This window comes from Micromonospora sicca, from assembly GCF_003172935.1.
In the GTDB taxonomy this organism is placed as follows: Bacteria; Actinomycetota; Actinomycetes; order Mycobacteriales; family Micromonosporaceae; genus Micromonospora; species Micromonospora sicca.
Window position 1 is genome coordinate 1 of sequence record NZ_QGKS01000184.1, and the last position, 18,104, is coordinate 18,104.

An 18,104-nucleotide genomic window follows, 5' to 3' on the forward strand; every position below is an offset into this window, starting at 1 on the left:
GCTGCTGGGCGCGTGGGGTGTGGTGTACGGCGACATCGGCACGAGCCCGCTGTACGCGCTGAAGACGCGCCGCCAGTCGTGCCGAGTTCCTTCAGTTGCCGGAGCAGCACACCATCGTCCGCAGCGCCGAAGTCCCCGTCTGAGCGCCTAACGCTTCTTCTTCCGGGCTGCCCGTCGAGCCGCCGGCCGCCGGGCTCCAGCATCGACATCGGGTCACGTGATCCATAGACTCCGGTCTTTCTGGTATCACGAGTCCAGGGAGGACCCACGTGTCGAGCGAAACCCGACCGCACGCCGTCCCGCCGCTGCTGTCCCGCCTCGCGGCCGTGGCGATGGTTTCCGCCGCGCTGGTCGCCGCCGGTGGCGCCACCGCGACCGCGGCCCCGGCCGCCGCGCCGGCGCCCACGAAGGGCCCGTGCGGGTACACGCCGACGCCGGACGAGCCGGCGGCCCGGCCGGTGCCGCTGCCGCCGGACCCCCGACGCACGCCCGATCGCGGCACGGTCCGGGTCACCCTGCGGACCAGCCAGGGCCCGATCGGGCTGACCCTCGACCGGGAACAGGCCCCGTGCACCGTGCAGAGCTTCCTGCACCTGGCCCGGCACCGGTTCTACGACCGGACCCCGTGCCACCGGCTCACCGCGTACCCGACGCTGAAGGTGTTGCAGTGCGGCGACCCGTCCGGCACCGGCGAGGGCGGGCCCGGCTACCGGTACGCGGACGAACTCCCGACCGACCTGCCGCCGGCGCCGACCGACCCGACCGGAGTCCGCCGGCTCTACGCCCGGGGCACCCTGGCGATGGCAAACGCCGGCCCGGACACCAACGGCAGCCAGTTCTTCCTGGTCCAGTCCGACTCGGCGCTGCGCCCCAACTACACGGTCTTCGGCACGGTCGACGAGGCCGGGCTGGCCACCCTGGACCGGATCGCGGCCGGCGGGATCGCCGCCACGCCGGAGGACCCGGCGCCGGTCGACGGCGCGCCGGCCCTGCCGGTCGAGATCTGCCGGGCCAACCGAGGCCGCTGAAACTTCACCCGGCGGGGGCGGGCCCCCGTCCCGCCGGGCGTAGTGGCGTCCATAGTGCGGCAATACGACCCAGAGGGTATGACCTGTCCAATCGATAAGCCTCAATATGATGTCCGCATCGTGAATCAGGTGCGCATCAGGCGTACCGGTCCTGATGCGGAGGAACACATGGTTCGCTGGCGTACCCTCACCGGCCTGTTGGCCGCCGCGCTGGCCGCGGTGACCGCGGGCAGCCTCACCCTCGCCGCGCCCGCCGCCGCGGGCGGCGGTACGGCGACGCCGTACGTCGTCGGCGGCACCCGCGCCGCCCAGGGCGAGTTCCCCTTCATGGTGCGGCTCTCGATGGGCTGCGGCGGGGCCCTGTACAGCTCCCGGCTGGTGCTCACCGCGGCGCACTGCGTGGGCGCCACCGGCACCAACACCAGCATCACCGCGACGCTCGGCGTGGTCGACCTCCAGTCGCCGAGCCGGATCACCGTCCGGTCGAACTACGTCTACCGGGCCCCCGGCTACAACGGCAACGGCAAGGACTGGGCGCTGATCCGGTTGGCCACCCCGGTCACCGGGCTGAGCACGCTGAAGATCGCCAACACGACCGCCTATGACAACGGCACCTTCACCATCGCCGGCTGGGGCGCCGCACGCGAGGGCGGCGGGCAGCAGCGGTACCTGCTCAAGGCGACCGTCCCGTTCGTCAGCGACTCCACCTGCAACGCCAACTACGGCGGCGAGATCATCCCCGCCGAGGAGATCTGCGCCGGCTACGCCAGCGGCGGCGTGGACACCTGCCAGGGTGACTCGGGCGGGCCGATGTTCCGCCGCGACGCCGGCAACGCCTGGATCCAGGTCGGCATCGTCAGCTGGGGCAACGGCTGCGCCCGGCCCAACTACCCGGGTGTCTACACCCAGGTGAGCTACTTCGCCTCGGCGATCGCCTCGGCCGCCGCGAGCCTCGGCGGCTGACCGTACGACCGATCGGGCGGCCCGGCCGGCGACCAGCCGGGCCGCCTTCGCGTGCCGGCACCGACGACGCGCCCCTCGCGCCACCGCCATCCGACCCGGCGCGCGACGTCGGGGATACCGTGCTGGCGCACGAACCGCTGTGACCTCCGTTACCTCCTGGCCAACCGGGAATCAGATCACCGGATCTGGATTTGGACCCAGATGTGACTCCTGCCCAATTCCCGGCCCGGCCGCGCGACGACCGGTCGGAGACGACCCGATGACCGCCACCGTCGACGCCCCCGAGAGTCCGGCAGTCCCGCTGACGCCGGGTGACCTGATGAGCCCCCGGCAACGCCTGCGGCTCGTCCTCGTGCTCGGGTCGCTGATCGCGGTGGGTCCGCTGACCATCGACATGTACCTGCCCGCGCTTCCCGCGATCGTCGCCGACTTCCAGACCACGTCGGCGGCGGTCCAACTGACCCTCACCGGCACGCTGGCGGGCCTCGCCCTCGGCCAGTTGCTGATCGGCCCGCTGTCGGACGCCGTCGGCCGGCGCGCGCCGCTGATCGCCGGCATCGCGCTGCACGTCGTGGCGTCGGCGCTCTGCGTCGTCGCACCCAACATCGGGGTGCTCGGTGGACTGCGGGTGGTGCAGGGCCTCGGCGTCGCGGCGGCCTCGGTGGTCGCGATGGCCGTGATCCGCGACCTGTTCAGCGGCGCGGCCTTCGCCAAGCTGCTGTCCCGGCTGCTGCTGGTCATGGGGGCGGCGCCGATCCTCGCTCCGACCCTCGGTGGCGGGCTGCTGCGCTGGACGGACTGGCGCGGCGTGTTCGTCGCCCTGGCCGCCTTCGGTGTGCTGCTCGTCGCGGTCGCCGCGCTCGGCCTGCCCGAGACGCTGCCGGCCGACCGGCGCCAGCGCGGCGGGGTGGTCGCGACGGTGATCGTGTACGGCTCGCTGCTGCGCGACCGTACGTTCGTGGGCCTGGTTCTGGTCGCCGGGCTGGCCATGGCGGCGTTGTTCGCCTACGTCGCCGGGTCGTCGTTCGTCCTGCAGCAGCAGTACGGGCTGGACGAGCAGCAGTTCGGGCTGGCCTTCGGGGTGGGCGCGGTCGGGCTGATCGCGGCGACCCAGTTCAACGTACGGCTGCTGCGCCGCCACTCGCCCCAGCGGATCCTCGTCGCCGCCCTGGGCGTGGGGACCGGGGCCGGTCTGGCGCTGCTCGCCTTCGCCGCGACCGGGCTCGGCGGGCTGCCGAGCCTGCTGGTGTCGTTGTGGGTGGTGCTCGCGGCGGCCGGTCTCGCGATGCCGAACGCGCCGGCCCTGGCCCTGTCCCGGCACGGGGAGGCGGCCGGTACGGCCTCCGCTCTGCTCGGCGCCGTGCAGTTCGGCGTCGGCGCGCTGGCCGCGCCCCTGGTGGGCGTGCTGGGCACCGGCGCGGTGGCGATGGCCCTCGTCGTCGCGGGTGGCATGGTGGCGGCGATGGCCGTCCTGCTCGTGGTCGTGCGGCCGGCCCGGCTCGCCGACCTCGAGCCGGACGCGGTGGTCGTGGCAGCGCACTGACGGGCGGACCCGCGCCGCCAGGGTGCCGACCGGTACGAGATGGGCCGGAACGCCCGGTCACCCGAGCGATCCGGCGCCCCGCAGCACCGCGCCGGAGACCAGGCCGTGCCCGTCCGGCACCTCCGCCGCGTCCTGCCCCCGGGCGAGCACCTTGTTCTCGGCGTCCAAGAAGACGACGCTGGGCTTGAAGTCGCGCGCGCCCGACTCCTCGACGAGCGCGTAGGCGATGAGGATGACGAGGTCCCCGGGGCTGATCAGCCGAGCCGCGGCCCCGTTGATGCCGATAACCCCCGGAGTGCCGGGGACCTTCGATGACGTAGGTGGACAGCCGAGCACCGTTGTCGATGTCGACGATGTCGACCTTCTCGCCGGGCAGCAGATCGGCGCCTCCATGAGGTCCGCGCTGACGGTGACTGCGATGCTCGTCCACGCCGCCGACACCACTGTCCGATGTGTACCGGAAGGGCCCGGCGAGCGTGCTCTCGTCCGTCGCTCGGCCCGCTGCGAGATGCGGGCAGCAGAGTAGCTCAGCACCGCGAATTTCGTGCGGCGCGAGTGGTTTCCGACGCAACCGATTCCGGGACGAGGCGGCTGAGCAGGTCGAACTTCCTGTTCTGGGTGGTATCAGACACGGTCTATCCACTCGCGGGATTCCGTGGCAGTATCCGTCGCAGGGATGCAGTCGCATCGATTCGATCTATGCGGCTGCGTCGATTTTGCTCGCAATGCCGCGGGCACGTGCCTGTCTGGGGGGAGGCGTGCTGGTCATGCTCCATGCCATGATCCAGTTTGAGGTGCGGCTGCGCACATCGGCCGGGCCGTCCGAGCTTCGATGACCCCTCGGCACATCGCGGTGGTCGGCAGTGGAGCCCTCGCCCGCGCTCTCGCCCATTCGCTGGCCGCGCTCGCGCCGTCCGGTCCTGCCGCCCGGTCCGACGTACCGGTCACGATCACCCTGCTGGCCCGCGACGGTGGGGCGGTGGCCGGGCTCGCCCGCATCTGCCGGGCCCGGGCCGCGGTCAGCGGCAACCGGGTCTCGTTCACCGCCGAGCCGCTGGCCGACGAGGTCGAGACGCTGCGCCGGCTCCGGCCCGACGTGCTGGTCTGCTGCGCCTCCGGGCAGTCCCCGTACGAGCGCGTGACCGCGCCCTCGGCCTGGACCCGCCTCATCGCGGAGGCCGGGTTCGGGGTCACCCTTCCGCTGCAGGCCACGCTCGCCGTGCGGCTGGCCCGGGCGGTGGCCCGGGTGAGCCCCGGAACCCGATTCGTCAACGGCGCCTTCCCGGACGTGGTGAACCCGCTGCTGGCCGCCCTGGACCTGCCGGTGCTGTGCGGGATCGGCAACGTGTCCACCCTCGCGGCCTGCCTGCGGGCCGGTTTGAACCTGGCGGCCGCCGACCGGCTCGCGATGCTCGGCCACCATGTGCACCTCGCCGCCCCGACGGATCCGGCCGACGAGGTGATGGCCTGGTCCAACGGCAGCCCGGTGACCGGCGTGACCGCGCTGCTGGCCGCCGATCGGGCGCTGCCTCGCCGGGAACTCAACGCCGTCGCCGGGCACGCCGCGGCCCGGTTGCTGCTCGATCTCGTCAGCGGCACCGAGATCCACACCAACCTGCCCGGGCCGATGGGGTTGCCCGGTGGGTATCCGGTCCGGATCTCCGCCGGGACGATCGCCCTGGACCTTCCCGCGGGCATCACCCGCATCGCCGCCGTCGACTGGAACCTCCGGGTCGGGCGACGGGACGGTGTGCAGGTGGTCGACGGGCGGATCGAGTATCCGCCGGCCGCCGCCGCAGCGATCGCCGACCACCTGCCCCACATCGCGGACGGGTGGACGCCTTCGGCCCTCGACCAGGTCACCGAAGAACTCACCGCGCTACGAGGACGGCTCAGGCTGGCGCCACCCGCGCCCGCCCCCGCCCGGCTGGCCTGACCAAGGAGACCAGATGCTGTCCACGCCGCCCGTCGTCAACGCCCGCAACCTGATCGTCGACTACTACGACTTGATTCCGGCCGCCGCCGCCCGCTGCGGCGCCGCCCCGGGAGGTGGGGCCGGAACGCCCGGCTTCGCGCCCGGCTTCGACCTGCCGGCACTGACCGACGACATCCGGGAGTTCTTCGCCGCGGCCACGGCGACCTGGCGTCCGTTGGGGGAGTACCAAGGCCACCCCATCCAGCTCATGGACCTCACCGGCAACCCCGGCACGCACACCACGAAGACGTTCGCCTCGATGCTGATCGTGGCGCGGGCGGTCGAGCACATCCGGCGGACCGGGGAGTCGATCTGCATCTTCACCCCCACCTCGGCAAACAAGGGGATCGCCCTGCGGGACGCGGTGGGACGGGCGTTGGCGGCCGGTCTGGTCAAGCCCGACCAGCTGTCGGTGGTCGTCCTCGCTCCGGCGTCCACCCGGCACAAGTTCCGGTCCGACCGGTTGGCCGGCGACCCCGCCCTGCGCCGGCTGAGCCCGCTGCTGCGGTTCACCCGCGGCGCCGCCGAAGGCGTCAAGGCGCTCGGCCGGGCGTTCGTCGACGGGTACGCCGCCGAGGCGTACGACAAGCATGGCCTGAACCTCTGGTACTCCCTCGACCTGCGCAACTACCTGGTGGCCGACGCCGCCCGCGCGGCGTTCGAGGCCGACGCGTCGCCGACCTCGTCGGCCGGACCGCGCTGGCACGCGCATGCCGTCTCCAGCGCCTACGGGCTGCTCGGCTACAACCTCGGCCGGGACGTGCTCGAGGCGACCGGTCGGGCCGAGCCGGCGGACCGCCCCGGCTTCCTGCTCGTGCAGCATCTCGGCACCCCGGACATGGTGCTCAACCTGCGGCACGGCAGCTTCTCCCGGTCGCACCTGCCCCGCTACCAACGGGACCAGGCGGGCGGCGGGTGGACCCAGCGGGAGGATCCGCACTTCCCCGAGGTCACCGACGACCCGGACGAGATCCTCGACCCGACCTTCTACACCCACGAGCCGGTCACGTCGCCGGCCATGAACGACCTGATCCGACGGTTCGGTGGCGACGGCATCGTGGTGTCCCGCCGCGAATGCGTGCGGCGCTACCCGATGCTGCGGGACTGGTTCGCCGCCGGCAGCCGCCCGCTCCCCGAGGACCCCGCGCAACTGCGCGAGTGGTCGATCGTGATGGCGCTGACCGGCGTGCTCGGCGCGATCGACCGGGGGATCGTACCGGCCGGTCACGAGATCGTGCTGCACGGCTCCGGCTGCTACACCAGCGCCGACTACGTCACCGCCGAGCCGGACGCGGAGGTGTCCACCGTAGACGAGGTCGCCGCGGCGGTCCTCGGTGGCCGCTGATGGGGCCCACCACCACCCCGCTGGTGTCAGGCCCGGTCACGATCGCCGAGCCGGCGCCGACTGAGCACCCTTCGTCGGTCGTGCTCGACGCCGGGCTGAGCGCGCGGCTGACCGACCTGGCCGCCCGCCACGGCGTACCGCGGGAGGTCGCGGCGGTGGTCGCGGCGGCCCTGCTGGTGCGCCGCTGGACCGGCCGGGTCATGGTCTCGGTCCGCTGCCCGGACACCGGGTACCTGCTGGACCTCACCGGCGACCGGCCGGTCCGGGAGGTGCTGGCCGGCGCGGCCGTGTCGATCCGGCGGACGAGCCGCACCGAAGATTGCGCCGCGCCGTCGGCCGGACCGGCGGAGCCGTCGTCGGCTCCGGTCGAGCCGTTCGCCGACGGGATCGAGCTGGCGACCCGGACCGACGTGTCGCGGTGGGAGATCCGGCTCGGCGACTGCCCGGCCGAGCTGGACGGGCCGCTGCTGGCCGACCTGGTCACCCTGCTCGCCGCGCTCGCCGGCGACGACGGTGTCTCCACCGCACACCTGCTGCCGGTCTCGGCGTACGAGCGGCGCCGGGCGTCCCGGTGGGCCGAACTGCACGGCGGGGCCGCCGGCGCCCGACCTGAACGGGCGCCCGGGGACACCATTCCGGCCGCGTTCGCCGCGCAGCTGCGTCGGACGCCGGACCACCCGGCGGTGCTCGCCGACGACGGGTGCCTGACCTACCGGGAGTTGGCGTCCGCGGTGGTGGCCACCGCCACGGTCATCCGGTCCACGGCCGGGACGCGACCGGGGGGCCAGGTCGCGCTGCTCTGCCGGCACGGCGCCGGTACGGTGGTCGCGCTGCTCGCGGCGCTCGCGGCCGGCCGGGCGTACGTCCCGCTCGACCCGACCTTCCCGGCCCACCGGCTGGCTCGCATCCTCGCCGACAGCGATGCGGACGTGCTGCTCACCGACGCCGAACACGCCGGTCAGGCGGACCGGTTGCGGGAGCTGGCCGGCCGGGCCGAGCTGCGCATCGTGCCGGTGGCGCCGGCGGTCGGACCGGCCGACCTGGCCGACCTGGCCGAGCTGGCCGCCGGGCTGGCCACCCCGGCCGGTCCGGACGACCCGGCGTACCTGCTCTACACGTCCGGGTCGACCGGCGCCCCGAAGGGGGTCGTGCAGAGCCACCGCAACGTGCTGTTCGGCGTCGGCAACCACATCCGCAACTTCGCCCTGACCCCCGCCGACCGGACCAGCGTGCTCACCTCGTTCGGCTACGACATGGCGGTCACCGACACGTTCAGCGCGTTGCTGTCCGGCGCCGCCGCCGTGCCGGTGGACATCCGCAGCGAGGGCCTCGGTCACCTCGCCCGCACCCTGGCCATGCGGGGCGTGACCGTCTACCACTCGACGCCGACCGTCTACCGCTACCTGTGCGCCAGCCTCGGCCCGGACGCCACCCTGCCGGCCATCCGCGCCGTGCTGCTCGGCGGCGAGGAGGTGACCCGGCACGACGTCGAGCTGGCCCGTCGCCACTTCGCCCCGGACGCCGTGTTCGTGAACGGTTACGGCACCACCGAGATCAGCTTCGCCGCGCAGGACCACCTGCCGGCCGACGCGCCGCTGGCGCACGCGGTCGTGCCGATCGGGCATCCGCTGGACGGCATCGACGTCCTGCTGCTCGACCCGGCGGGCCGGCCCACCTGCCTGACCGGTGAGGTGGTCGTCCGCTCGGCGCACGTGGCGCTGGGCTACTGGCGGTTGCCCGAGCTGACCGCCGGCCGGTTCGGCGAGCACGACGGGGTGCGGACGTACCGGACGGGGGACCTGGCCCGGCGGCTGCCGGACGGACGGCTGGTCTTCCTCGGCCGGGCGGACCGGCTGGTGAAGATCCGCGGGCACCGGGTCGAGCTGGGCGAGGTCGAGGCCGCCCTGGCCGCCCTGCCCGGCGTCGGGCACGCCGCCGTGGTGGCCCGGCCCCGGACCGGCGGGGCCGGCGCGGGCGACAGGGAAATCATCGGGTACGTCGTGCCGTCGCCCGACGCGTCGGTCGACCCGACCGCGCTGCGGGCCGGCCTGGCGATCCGGCTGCCGGACTTCATGCTGCCGCGCACCGTGGTGGCGGTGGACGCCCTGCCGATGGGCGTGACCGGCAAGCTGGACGTCGCCGCCCTTCCGCCGCCGCCACCGGGGCGGTTCGCCGACGCGGCCGGCCAGGACCCGCTGGAGACGATCATCGCCGCGAGTTGGTGCGAGGTGCTCGGCCTCGACCGGGTCGGCCGGGAGACGGCCTTCGTCGACCTGGGTGGCCACTCGCTGCTGATGGCGCTGGTGCAGCAGCGCCTGGAGGCGACGTTGAACCGGAGGGTCCCGCTGGTGCGGCTGTTCGAGTTTCCCACCGTCGCCGGGCTGGCCGCTCATCTGCGCGCCGGTGAACCGGTCGACGGGCCGGGAGCGGAGGACGACGCGCTGCTGCGCGCCGCCGGTCGGATGCGCCGACGCCGCCGGGCGCGGTCAGGGGAGACAGTGTGAGCGCGAGGAGTGAGCCGGGTTTGCGAGCCCCGCAGCCGCGAACGAACGGCAGGGCGGCATGATGGACGACGACCGGATCGCGATCGTCGGGCTGGCGTGCCGGGTGCCCGGCGCCGAGGGACCGGCCGAGTTCTGGGCGAATCTCACCGGTGGGATCGAGGCCGTACGGCGGTTCTCCGCCACCGAATTGATCGCGGCCGGGCTGCCCGCCGAGACGGCCGAGGACGCGAGCTTCGTACTCGCCTTCGGTCGGCTGGCCGGGCTCACCGACTTCGACGCCGCTCTGTTCGGCTACTCCGCGGCCGACGCCGCCCTGCTGGATCCGCAGCACCGGCTCTTCCTCGAGGTGGCCTGGTGGGCGCTCGAGGACGGCGGTTACGGCCGGCCGGACCCGGAGACCCAGGTCGGCGTGTTCGCCGGCTGCGCCGCCAACCGCTACCTGCGTCATCACCTGCTCGGAAACCCGGCCGTGCACCCGGCCGGCAGCCTGCCGGAGGACTGGGACGAGCTGCTGGCCGGCGGCACCTGCGACTACCTGCCGAGCCGGGTGGCGTACGCGTTGGGCCTCACCGGTCCGGCGGTCGCCGTGCAGACCTCCTGCTCGTCGTCGCTGGTATCGGTCTGCCAGGCGGCACAGAGCCTGCTCGACTACCGGTGCGACCTGGCGATCGCCGGGGGCGCCGCGGTGGTGTCCACCCGGCAGGTCGGCTACCGGCACCGTCCCGGTGGCACGCTCGCCGCCGACGGCGTCTGCCGCCCGTACGACGCGGACGCCTCCGGTCAGGTGTTCGGCAACGGCGCCGGGGCGGTACTGCTCAAGCGGCTCGCCGACGCGGTCGAGGCCGACGACCACATCTACGGGGTGCTGGCCGGCTGGGCGGTGAACAACGACGGCGCGGCCCGGGCCGGTTTCACCGCCCCGGGCGTCACCGGGCAGGCCGCGGTGGTGGCGGAGGCGCTCGCCGCAGCCGGTTGGCAACCGACCGACGTCGGCTTCGTCGAAGGGCACGGCAGCGGCACCGCGATCGGCGACGCGCTGGAGATCGAGGCCCTGACCCGGGCCTTCCGGATGCACACCGACCGGTCCGGGTACTGCGTCCTGGGCTCGGTGAAGTCCGGCATCGGCAACCTGGACGCCGCCGCCGGGGTGGTCGGCCTGATCAAGGCGGTGCTCGCCGTACGGCACGGGGTCATCCCCGGCACGCTGCACTTCAGGCGGCCACACCGGGATGTCGACCTGGCGGCCACCCCCTTCGTGGTCACCGCCACCGAGCAGAAGTGGGAGGGTCCTCGGCGGGCCGGGGTCAGCTCCTTCGGATTGGGCGGCACCAACGCACACGTGCTGGTCGAGGAACCGCCGGTCCGCCCGGCGGCGGACGCGGCGCCACCCTGGGCACTGCTGCCGCTGAGCGCGGCCGGCCCGCGGGCGCTGCGCCGGCTCGCCGGGCGGCTCGCGGAGCACCTCGACACCCGGTCCGGTGCGTCGCTGACCGACGCGGCGTACACCCTGGCAACCGGCCGGCGGCGGCTGCCGCACCGGGCCGCCGTCGTGGCCCGGGACCTGTCCGGGGCGGTGGCGGCGCTGCGGTCGCTGGCCACCGGCCCCGAGCCCGTGGAGGGCCGGGTGGTCGCGTCGGTGCCCGCCGACGCCCCGGCCGAACTGGGCGACCGGGCCGGCGAGTGGCTGCGCGGCGGTGAGGTGCCCGCGGCCGCCGGGCGGCGGGTGCCGCTGCCCGGCTACCCGTTCCAGCGCGACCGGCACTGGATCGAGCCACCCGAGGCCGCGCGGCTGACCGGGGCCCGGCCATGAGCCGCGCCGACGCCCGGACCGACCCGGCAGGCGGCCCCATGACCGGGGCAGCACAGTGGTTCGTCAGCCTGGGCCGCCCAGCCGACGCCGGCCCGCTGCTGCTCTGCCTGCCGCCCGCCGGGGCCGGCCCGAGCAGCTTCCGCGACTGGCCGGCGGCCCTGCCCGCCGGCGTGGCGCTCGCCGTGCTGGCCCTGCCCGGGCGGGAGGCGCGGATCACCGAACCGCCGGCCTTCGACCTGGACCAGGTGGTCGAGGCGGTCCGGCAACGGGCCGACCGGCCCTACGCGATGTACGGGCACAGCATGGGCGGCCTGCTCGCCTTCGAGGTGGTCCGCGAGCTGCGCCGCCGGGGCACCCCGCTGCCGAGCCGGCTCTACCTGGGTGGGAGCCGGCCCCCGCACCTGCCGAAGACGCTGGCCCGGTTCGCCGACCTGCCGGACGACGAGTTCCTGGCCCGGATCGCCGAGCTGGGTGGCCTGCCGCAGGGGGTGCGGGACCTGCCGGAGCTGCTGGATCTGATCCTTCCGGCGCTGCGGTCCGACTTCGACTGGCTCAACCGGTACCCGTACCGACCGGAGGCGCCGGTGCCGGTGCCGCTGGTCTGCCTGGCCGGCACCGACGACCGGGACGCCGACCCGGCGACGATGGCCGACTGGGCCGGTCACACCGCGATCGGCTGCACCGTGCGAACGATCCAGGGTGGACACCTCTTCTTCGCCGAGCGGGCCGCCGAGGTGGCCGCACTGGTCGGCACCGACCTGCTCGCGGCGACCGGCACCGCGCCGACGGCCCGGGCCGGCACCGCCACCGCCGTGGCCCCGGCCAGGGTTCCGACCGACCGACGGACGCCGGTGGAGGAACGGCCACTGCGGCCGGACCCGGCGGCCGAGCACCTGATCCCGCTCGGCAGCGGTGGTTGGCGGGTGTGGCGCGAGGGCGTGCTGCGGGCCGCCGGCTTCCCGGCCGACGGGGTGCTGCGGCTGACCGCGCCGGAGTTGGCCGCGGTGGCGGACGCCCACCTGGACGGCACCGTGACCGAGGCCGAGCTGCTACCGGTGCTGGGAGCCGCGGTGGCCCAGACCAGCAAGACGATCTACGACCTGGCCGGCGATCCGCTGTTCCGCGAGGCGGTGACCTGGCAGAACCTGAACGCGCTCACCGCCCTGGACTCGGTGCGCCGGGGCGGCCCGGACGAGCGGAGCCACGACAAGCGGCGGGCCCGCGAGCAGGCGATCGGCCGGTACTGGCAGCGGTACACGGCGAAGAACGACACCATCGGCTTCTTCGGGCCGATCTGCTGGGCGGCGCTCACCCGGCGGACCCCGACGACCACCATGACCGCCGGCCCGGCGCTGGTCCGGCGCCGGATGGTCGCCTTCGAGTGGCGGGCGCTGGCGGCGTTCGGCGACCGGATCGCCGCCGACCCGGCCGTCCGCCGCTGGCTGCCGGCCGGGCTGCACGCGCCGTTCCGGCTCGCCGACGAGCGGCGGGTGTCGCGCCCCGCGGCGCCGCCGGTCGTGCTCAGCCCCGCGGAGGCGGCGGTGGTCGCCCGGTTGGACGGCCGGACGCCGGTGGCCGAGATCGCTCGGCACCTGGTGGCGGAGGAGCCGACCGCGCGACGCGGACTGCGCAACGTGGACAACGTCTACCTGTTGCTGGACCGGCTGGTCGAGCGCGGTCTGGTCTGGTGGGGCGTCTCCCTGCCGATGAGCGGCGCGGCGGAGGGCCGACTTCGCGAGGTGATCGCGGGGGTCGGGGAGGCGGACCTGCGACGGGCGGTCGAGGCGGACTTCGCCCGGCTGTGCGCGGCGCGGGACGAGGTCGCGGCGGCGGCCGGCGACCCGGACCGGCTGCACCCGGCACTGCGGGCCCTGCACGCCGACTTCACCGAGCTGACCGGCCAGTCCGCCACGCACCGGCCGGGGGAGACGTACGCCGGCCGGGCCGTCTGCTACGAGGACACCGTCCGGGACCTCGACGTGACACTGGGGGCGGCGGTGCTGGACACCGTGGCCGCGCCGCTCGACGTGCTGCTGCGGGCGGCCCGCTGGTTGACCGTGGCGATCGCCGAGGCGTACGGAGTGGCGTTCCGGGGACTCTACGAGGAATTGGCCGCCGAGGCGGGCGACCGCGAGGTGAACTTCGCCGACTTCTGGTACCTGGCCCAGGGGCCGCTCTTCGGCACCGGGGAGCGGCCGATCGACGCGGTCTCGGCCGAGCTCGCGACGCGGTTCGCCCGGTTGACCGGGCTGGACGACGACCCGGCCGGGGACAGCCGGCTGGTGCAACTGTCCGCCGCCGACCTGGCCGCCCGGGTCGACGACCTCTTCCCGGCCGACCGTCCCGGCTGGTCGGCGGGCCGGATCCACAGCCCGGACCTGCAGATCTGCGCCGCCGGCGTCGAGGAGATCGACCGGGGTGCGGCGACCGTCGTGCTCGGCGAGCTGCACACCGCGTGGGCCACCCTGGACAACTCCGTGTTCGCCTCCGGTCACGACGCGCCCGAACGGCTGGCGGACTGGCTCGCCACGGACCTCGGCCCCGGCCGGGTACGGCTGCTCTTCCCGCCGTCGATGCCCCGGCACACCGCCCGGGTGACCTTCGCCCTGCAGCACCGGACGGACGTCCAACTCGCCTTCGTGCCGGCACCCGGCGCCGATCCGCGATGCGTGCCGATCACCGCCCTGCGGGTGCGCGCGAGCGGCGCGGAGCTGGTGGTCGACGGGGCCGGGCACGGGCCGTGGCCGCTGCTGGAGGTGTTCAGCGAGCTGCTGTCGATGCACGCGGCCGACGGCTTCAAGCTCGCCACCGCCCGGCCGCACACCCCCCGGATCGTGATCGACCGGCTGGTCGCCGTCCGCGAGACCTGGCGGACGAACATCGACGAGTCCGGCTTGGCCGGCGCCACCGGAAGCCTCGGTCGGTACCTCGCCGTACGGCGCTGGCGTCGGTCGTTGGGACTGCCGGAACGGGTCTACGTGAAGCTCTCCACCGAGACGAAGCCGTGCTACGTCGACCTGTCCAGCCCGATGTTCGCGTCGTCCCTCTGCGCGATGGTCCGGGCGGCGCGGCAGCAGGCCGGCGGTGCGGCGGCCATCTTGGTCAGCGAGGCGCTGCCCGGCCCGGAGCAGGCCTGGGTCCCCGACGGTCAGGGCCGCCGGTACCAGTCGGAACTGCGCATCCAGGTGGTCGATCCGGCGCTGCCCGCGACGATGGAGGTAACCCGATGACCGGGCCCGAGGCGCTCACCGCCACCCGCGGCGGGCCGGACGCGGGCGGTCGGGACGGCGCGGCGCCGTACGCCGTGGGGCCGGACCTGGAGTACCCGGAAGCCACCCTGGCCGACCTCATCCTCGCCGCCGCCGCCCGCCGCGGCCCGGCGGTCGCCGTACGGCAGTGGCACGAGGTGCTCAGCTACACCGAGCTGGTCGACCGGGCCGCGGCCCTGGCGGCCACCCTGCGCGGTCAGGGCGTCGGCCCGGAGACCCGGGTCGGCATCTGCGCCGGGCGGCGGCCGGAGCTGCTCGTCGCGGTGCTCGGCGTGCTGCTGGCCGGCGGGTGCTACGTGCCGCTGGACCGCGCCCACCCGCGACGGCGGATCCGGGAGATCGCCCGGGACGCGGGGCTGTCGACCGCGGTGGTCGACAAGGCCGGCCGCGAGGCGCTGGCGGACCTGGACCTGCGGCTGGTGGACATCCCCGCCGAGCCGGCCGGTACGCGGCCGGCCGCCGTGGCCTGCCCGGCCCGGCCGGACAACGCCGCGTACGTGCTCTACACCTCCGGGTCGACCGGTCGGCCGAAGGGTGTCGTGGTCAGCCACCGCAGCGTCGTCGCGCACGTGACGGCGTTCGGGGCGTACAGCGGCGCGGACGAGAGCTGCCGGGCCTTCGGCTTCGCCCCGCTCGGCTTCGACGCGTCGGTGCAGGACCTGTTCATCCCGCTGGTCGCCGGCGGTGAGATCGCCTTGGTGCCGGACGCGGACCGGGTCGACCCGGTCCGGCTGCAGCGGTTCGCCGAGGCGCACCGGGTGACCTGGGGGTGCCTACCGGCCGCGCTGCTGCCGCTGCTGGATCCCGACCGGCTGCCGCACTGGCGTACGGTCTTCACCGGGATCGAGGCGCCCGCCCCCGAACAGGTCGAGCGCTGGACCGGGTCGGCGGATCGCCCGACCCGCTGGTTCTCCAACGGCTACGGCCCCACCGAGGCCACGGTCTGCGTCACCGGCTATCTGGCGAGCGGGCCCTGGGATGGGCCGGTACCGATGGGCCGGCCGTTGGCCAACCACCGGATCCACCTGGTCGACGACGATGGCGAACCGGTGCCACCCGGTACTCCCGGCGAGGTGCTGATCGGCGGTGTCGGCCTGGCCCGCGGCTATCTCGGTCGGCCGGCCCTGACCGCCGAGCGGTTCGTTCCCGACCCGTTCTCCGGCGAGCCGGGCGCGCGGTTGTACCGCACCGGCGACCGCGCCGTCTGGCTGCCCGACCGGCAACTGCTCTTCCTCGGCCGGGTCGACCGACAGGTCAAGGTCCGCGGCCAGCGGGTGGAACTCGGCGAGGTGGAGGCGGTGCTGGGCGACCATCCGCTCGTCCGGCAGGCCGCGGTCGTACCGGTCGACGGTCCGGCCGGCACCGAACTGGTCGCCGTCGTGACGCCGGCGCAGTCGCCGCCGGACGCCGAGCTGGTCGAGTTCCTCCGGCAGCGGGTGCCGGACGTGATGGTGCCCCGGCGGCTGCTCCGGCTGGACGAGCTCCCGCTCACCCCGTCCGGCAAGCGCGACCGGGCGCGGCTCGCCGAGCTGGCCGTGGCCGGGTTCGCCGCGCCCGGCCCGTCCGACGGGAAGGCGGCCGGTGCCGCCGGCGCCGGGCTCGACGCCACGCCGGCCGGCGGGCTCGACGGCGGCGCCGATGCCGCCGGCACGCCCGACGAACGGGCCGTCGCCGGCGCCTGGCGGCGGGTGCTCGGCGTCCTGGCGGCGAACCCGGCCGACGACTTCTTCGCCGCCGGCGGGACCTCGCTGTCGGCGATGCGGCTGGTCGCCGTGCTGCGCGACGAACTCCGTCGGGACGTCTCCGTGGCGGACATCTTCGACGGCCGTACGCTCGGCGGTCTGGCCGCCCGGGTGGCCGGCGCGGACCGGCTCACCGAGCCGGAGCTGCTGCCGGGCCAGCCACCGACCTTGTCGCCGTCCCAGCGCCGGCTGTGGTTCCTGGACCAGCTCGCGCCCGACTCGGCGGCCTACAACACCGCCATGGCGGAGCGGCTGCGCGGCCCGCTGGACCTGACCGCGTTGCGCGCCGCGCTGCGGGCCGTCGTCCACCGGCACGAGGTGCTGCGCTGGCGGATCACCCGGGTCGCCGGTGCACCGCACGTGATCTGTGACCCGCCGGGTGACGTGCCGTTGAGGGTGGTCGACCTGTCCGGCATGGACCCGGCCGACCGGGAGACCGAGTTGCGGGCCTGGTTGCAGGCCGGCGCCGCGACCCGGTTCGACCTGGCCACGGGACCGGTGTGGCAGGCCGAGCTGTACCGGCTGGCCGCCGACGAGCACGTGCTGGCGATGACCTTCCACCACGCCGTGTTCGACGGTTGGTCGCAGGCGGTGCTGTACGACCAGTTGGCCACCGCCTACCGGGCAGCCCGGGACGGCACGGCGCCGCTGGACCCACTGCCGGCGACGTACGCCGACTACGCGGTCTGGCGAGCCGCCCGGGACCGGCGGCACGGGCCGGACGACCTCGCCTGGTGGACCGCGCACCTGGCCGGCGCGCCGACCATGCTGGAGTTGCCCGCCGACCGGGTACGCCCGGCCGCGCAGACCTACCGCGGCGAGTTCGCCAGCGCCCCGTTTCCGCCGGAACTCGACGCCCGGGTACGCGCACTGGCGGCCCGGCTCGGCGCGACGCCGTCCACCGTCCTGCTGGCCGCCTTCGGTGAGGTGCTGCGCCGACTGCTCGACCGCACGGACCACGTGGTGGGCGTCGTGGTCGCCGATCGCCGGCTGGCCGCCGTCGCGGACCTGGTCGGGTTCTTCGTGGACATCGCACCGGTGCGGCTGCGCCCCGACGGCGAGCGCAGCTTCACCGATCAGGTGCTGGCCTGCCGGCAGGAGTTGCTCGACGTGCTGGCCCATCCGAACGCGCCGCTGGAGCGGATCGTCCAGGAGCTGTCCGTGCCACGGGACCCGGCCCGGCCACCGCTGGTCCAGGTGCTGTTCAACGTGTTCAACTTCGCCGAGCCGGCACTGGACCTGCCGGACCTGGTCGCCGAGCGGGTGCCGGCCGGTCTGCCGGGTTCGCCGTTCGACCTGACCCTCTACCTGGTCGAGCGGCAGGGTGTGCTGGCGCTGGACGCGGTCTACAACCCGGACCTGTTCGCCGCCGCCCGGATCGCCGACCTGCTCGACGGTTACCTGGCGGTGCTCGACTCGCTCACCGACGCGCCCGAGCGGCCGGCGGACTCCGTTCCGGCGCCCGCCGTGCTGGCCCGGGTCCAGGCGGGGGCGGTGCGGTCCACTCCGCCGCCCGCGCCGCCCGGCCGGGCCGCGGTCGGTCCGGCGGCCGCCGCCGGCCCGGTCGCACCGACCGGCCCGACCGAGGAACTGGTGGCCCGGGTGTGGCGGGAGACGCTGCGCGTCGACCGGGTGGGCGCCGCCGACAGCTTCTTCGACCTCGGCGGGCACTCGATCGCCATGGCCGAGGTGCAGCACCGGCTCGCCGAGGCGACCGGGCGGGAGATCGCCCTGGTGGACCTGTTCCGCTATCCCAACGTCCGCGCGCTGGCCGCGTTCCTGGACGGCGCGGAGAACAGCGACGGAATCCACCTCGCCCTGCAGCGCGCGGCCGACCGCCGGGCCCGGGCGCGTGGCCGGCAGCAGCGGCGGCCCACCGGCAGCCCCGGGCGGGCAGAGCCGTGACCTGGTCCATCCCGCCGGCC

Annotated in this window: 10 protein-coding genes and 1 pseudogene; 10 read left to right on the plus strand and 1 reads right to left on the minus strand. The window is 74.9% G+C overall.

The window, feature by feature from the left end; all coding sequences use genetic code 11:
- The first annotated feature begins 4 nt into the window (after positions 1 to 4).
- From DKT69_RS41005 to DKT69_RS11005, 4 genes are all read left to right on the plus strand, one after another.
- The gene (locus DKT69_RS41005) at positions 5 to 151 is read left to right on the plus strand and encodes a KUP/HAK/KT family potassium transporter (RefSeq protein ID WP_368666233.1); all 147 of its coding nucleotides are present in this window, start codon (positions 5 to 7) and stop codon (positions 149 to 151) included.
- A gap of 118 nt (positions 152 to 269) precedes the next feature.
- On the plus strand, positions 270 to 1,028 hold the full coding sequence (locus tag DKT69_RS10995) for a peptidylprolyl isomerase (protein ID WP_201749583.1): 759 nt from the start codon (positions 270 to 272) through the stop codon (positions 1,026 to 1,028).
- Positions 1,029 to 1,196: 168 nt separating this feature from the next.
- The gene (locus DKT69_RS11000) at positions 1,197 to 1,991 is read left to right on the plus strand and encodes a S1 family peptidase (RefSeq protein ID WP_109801463.1); all 795 of its coding nucleotides are present in this window, start codon (positions 1,197 to 1,199) and stop codon (positions 1,989 to 1,991) included.
- A gap of 319 nt (positions 1,992 to 2,310) precedes the next feature.
- Entirely contained in the window at positions 2,311 to 3,534 is a 1,224-nt protein-coding gene (locus DKT69_RS11005) for a multidrug effflux MFS transporter (protein ID WP_109801481.1), read from the plus strand.
- A gap of 57 nt (positions 3,535 to 3,591) precedes the next feature.
- Here the strand turns inward: DKT69_RS11005 and DKT69_RS11010 are convergent.
- Positions 3,592 to 4,044: pseudogene (locus DKT69_RS11010) on the minus strand (aspartate 1-decarboxylase).
- A 322-nt stretch (positions 4,045 to 4,366) separates the two neighbouring features.
- Here DKT69_RS11010 and DKT69_RS11015 point away from each other — a divergent pair.
- From DKT69_RS11015 to DKT69_RS11040, 6 genes are read left to right on the plus strand one after another with little or no spacing between them, the layout of a single operon-like run.
- Positions 4,367 to 5,470: a potassium transporter TrkA gene (locus DKT69_RS11015; protein ID WP_109801464.1), complete on the plus strand. Its 1,104-nt coding sequence runs from the start codon at positions 4,367 to 4,369 to the stop codon at positions 5,468 to 5,470.
- Positions 5,471 to 5,483: 13 nt separating this feature from the next.
- Positions 5,484 to 6,854, plus strand: coding sequence for a DUF6002 family protein (locus DKT69_RS11020; RefSeq protein WP_109801465.1), 1,371 nt, complete (start codon positions 5,484 to 5,486; stop codon positions 6,852 to 6,854).
- On the plus strand, positions 6,854 to 9,358 hold the full coding sequence (locus DKT69_RS11025) for a non-ribosomal peptide synthetase (protein ID WP_109801466.1): 2,505 nt from the start codon (positions 6,854 to 6,856) through the stop codon (positions 9,356 to 9,358). Before DKT69_RS11020 ends, DKT69_RS11025 begins: the two co-directional genes overlap by 1 nt.
- A 58-nt stretch (positions 9,359 to 9,416) precedes the next feature.
- Complete coding sequence (locus tag DKT69_RS11030) at positions 9,417 to 11,168, plus strand: beta-ketoacyl synthase N-terminal-like domain-containing protein (protein WP_109801467.1); 1,752 nt, start codon at positions 9,417 to 9,419, stop codon at positions 11,166 to 11,168.
- 38 nt (positions 11,169 to 11,206) lie between these two features.
- Positions 11,207 to 14,398, plus strand: coding sequence for a lantibiotic dehydratase (locus DKT69_RS11035; protein WP_109801482.1), 3,192 nt, complete (start codon positions 11,207 to 11,209; stop codon positions 14,396 to 14,398).
- Positions 14,395 to 18,084, plus strand: a complete 3,690-nt coding sequence (locus tag DKT69_RS11040) for a non-ribosomal peptide synthetase (RefSeq protein WP_109801468.1) — start codon at positions 14,395 to 14,397, stop codon at positions 18,082 to 18,084. Before DKT69_RS11035 ends, DKT69_RS11040 begins: the two co-directional genes overlap by 4 nt.
- Positions 18,085 to 18,104 lie beyond the last annotated feature (20 nt).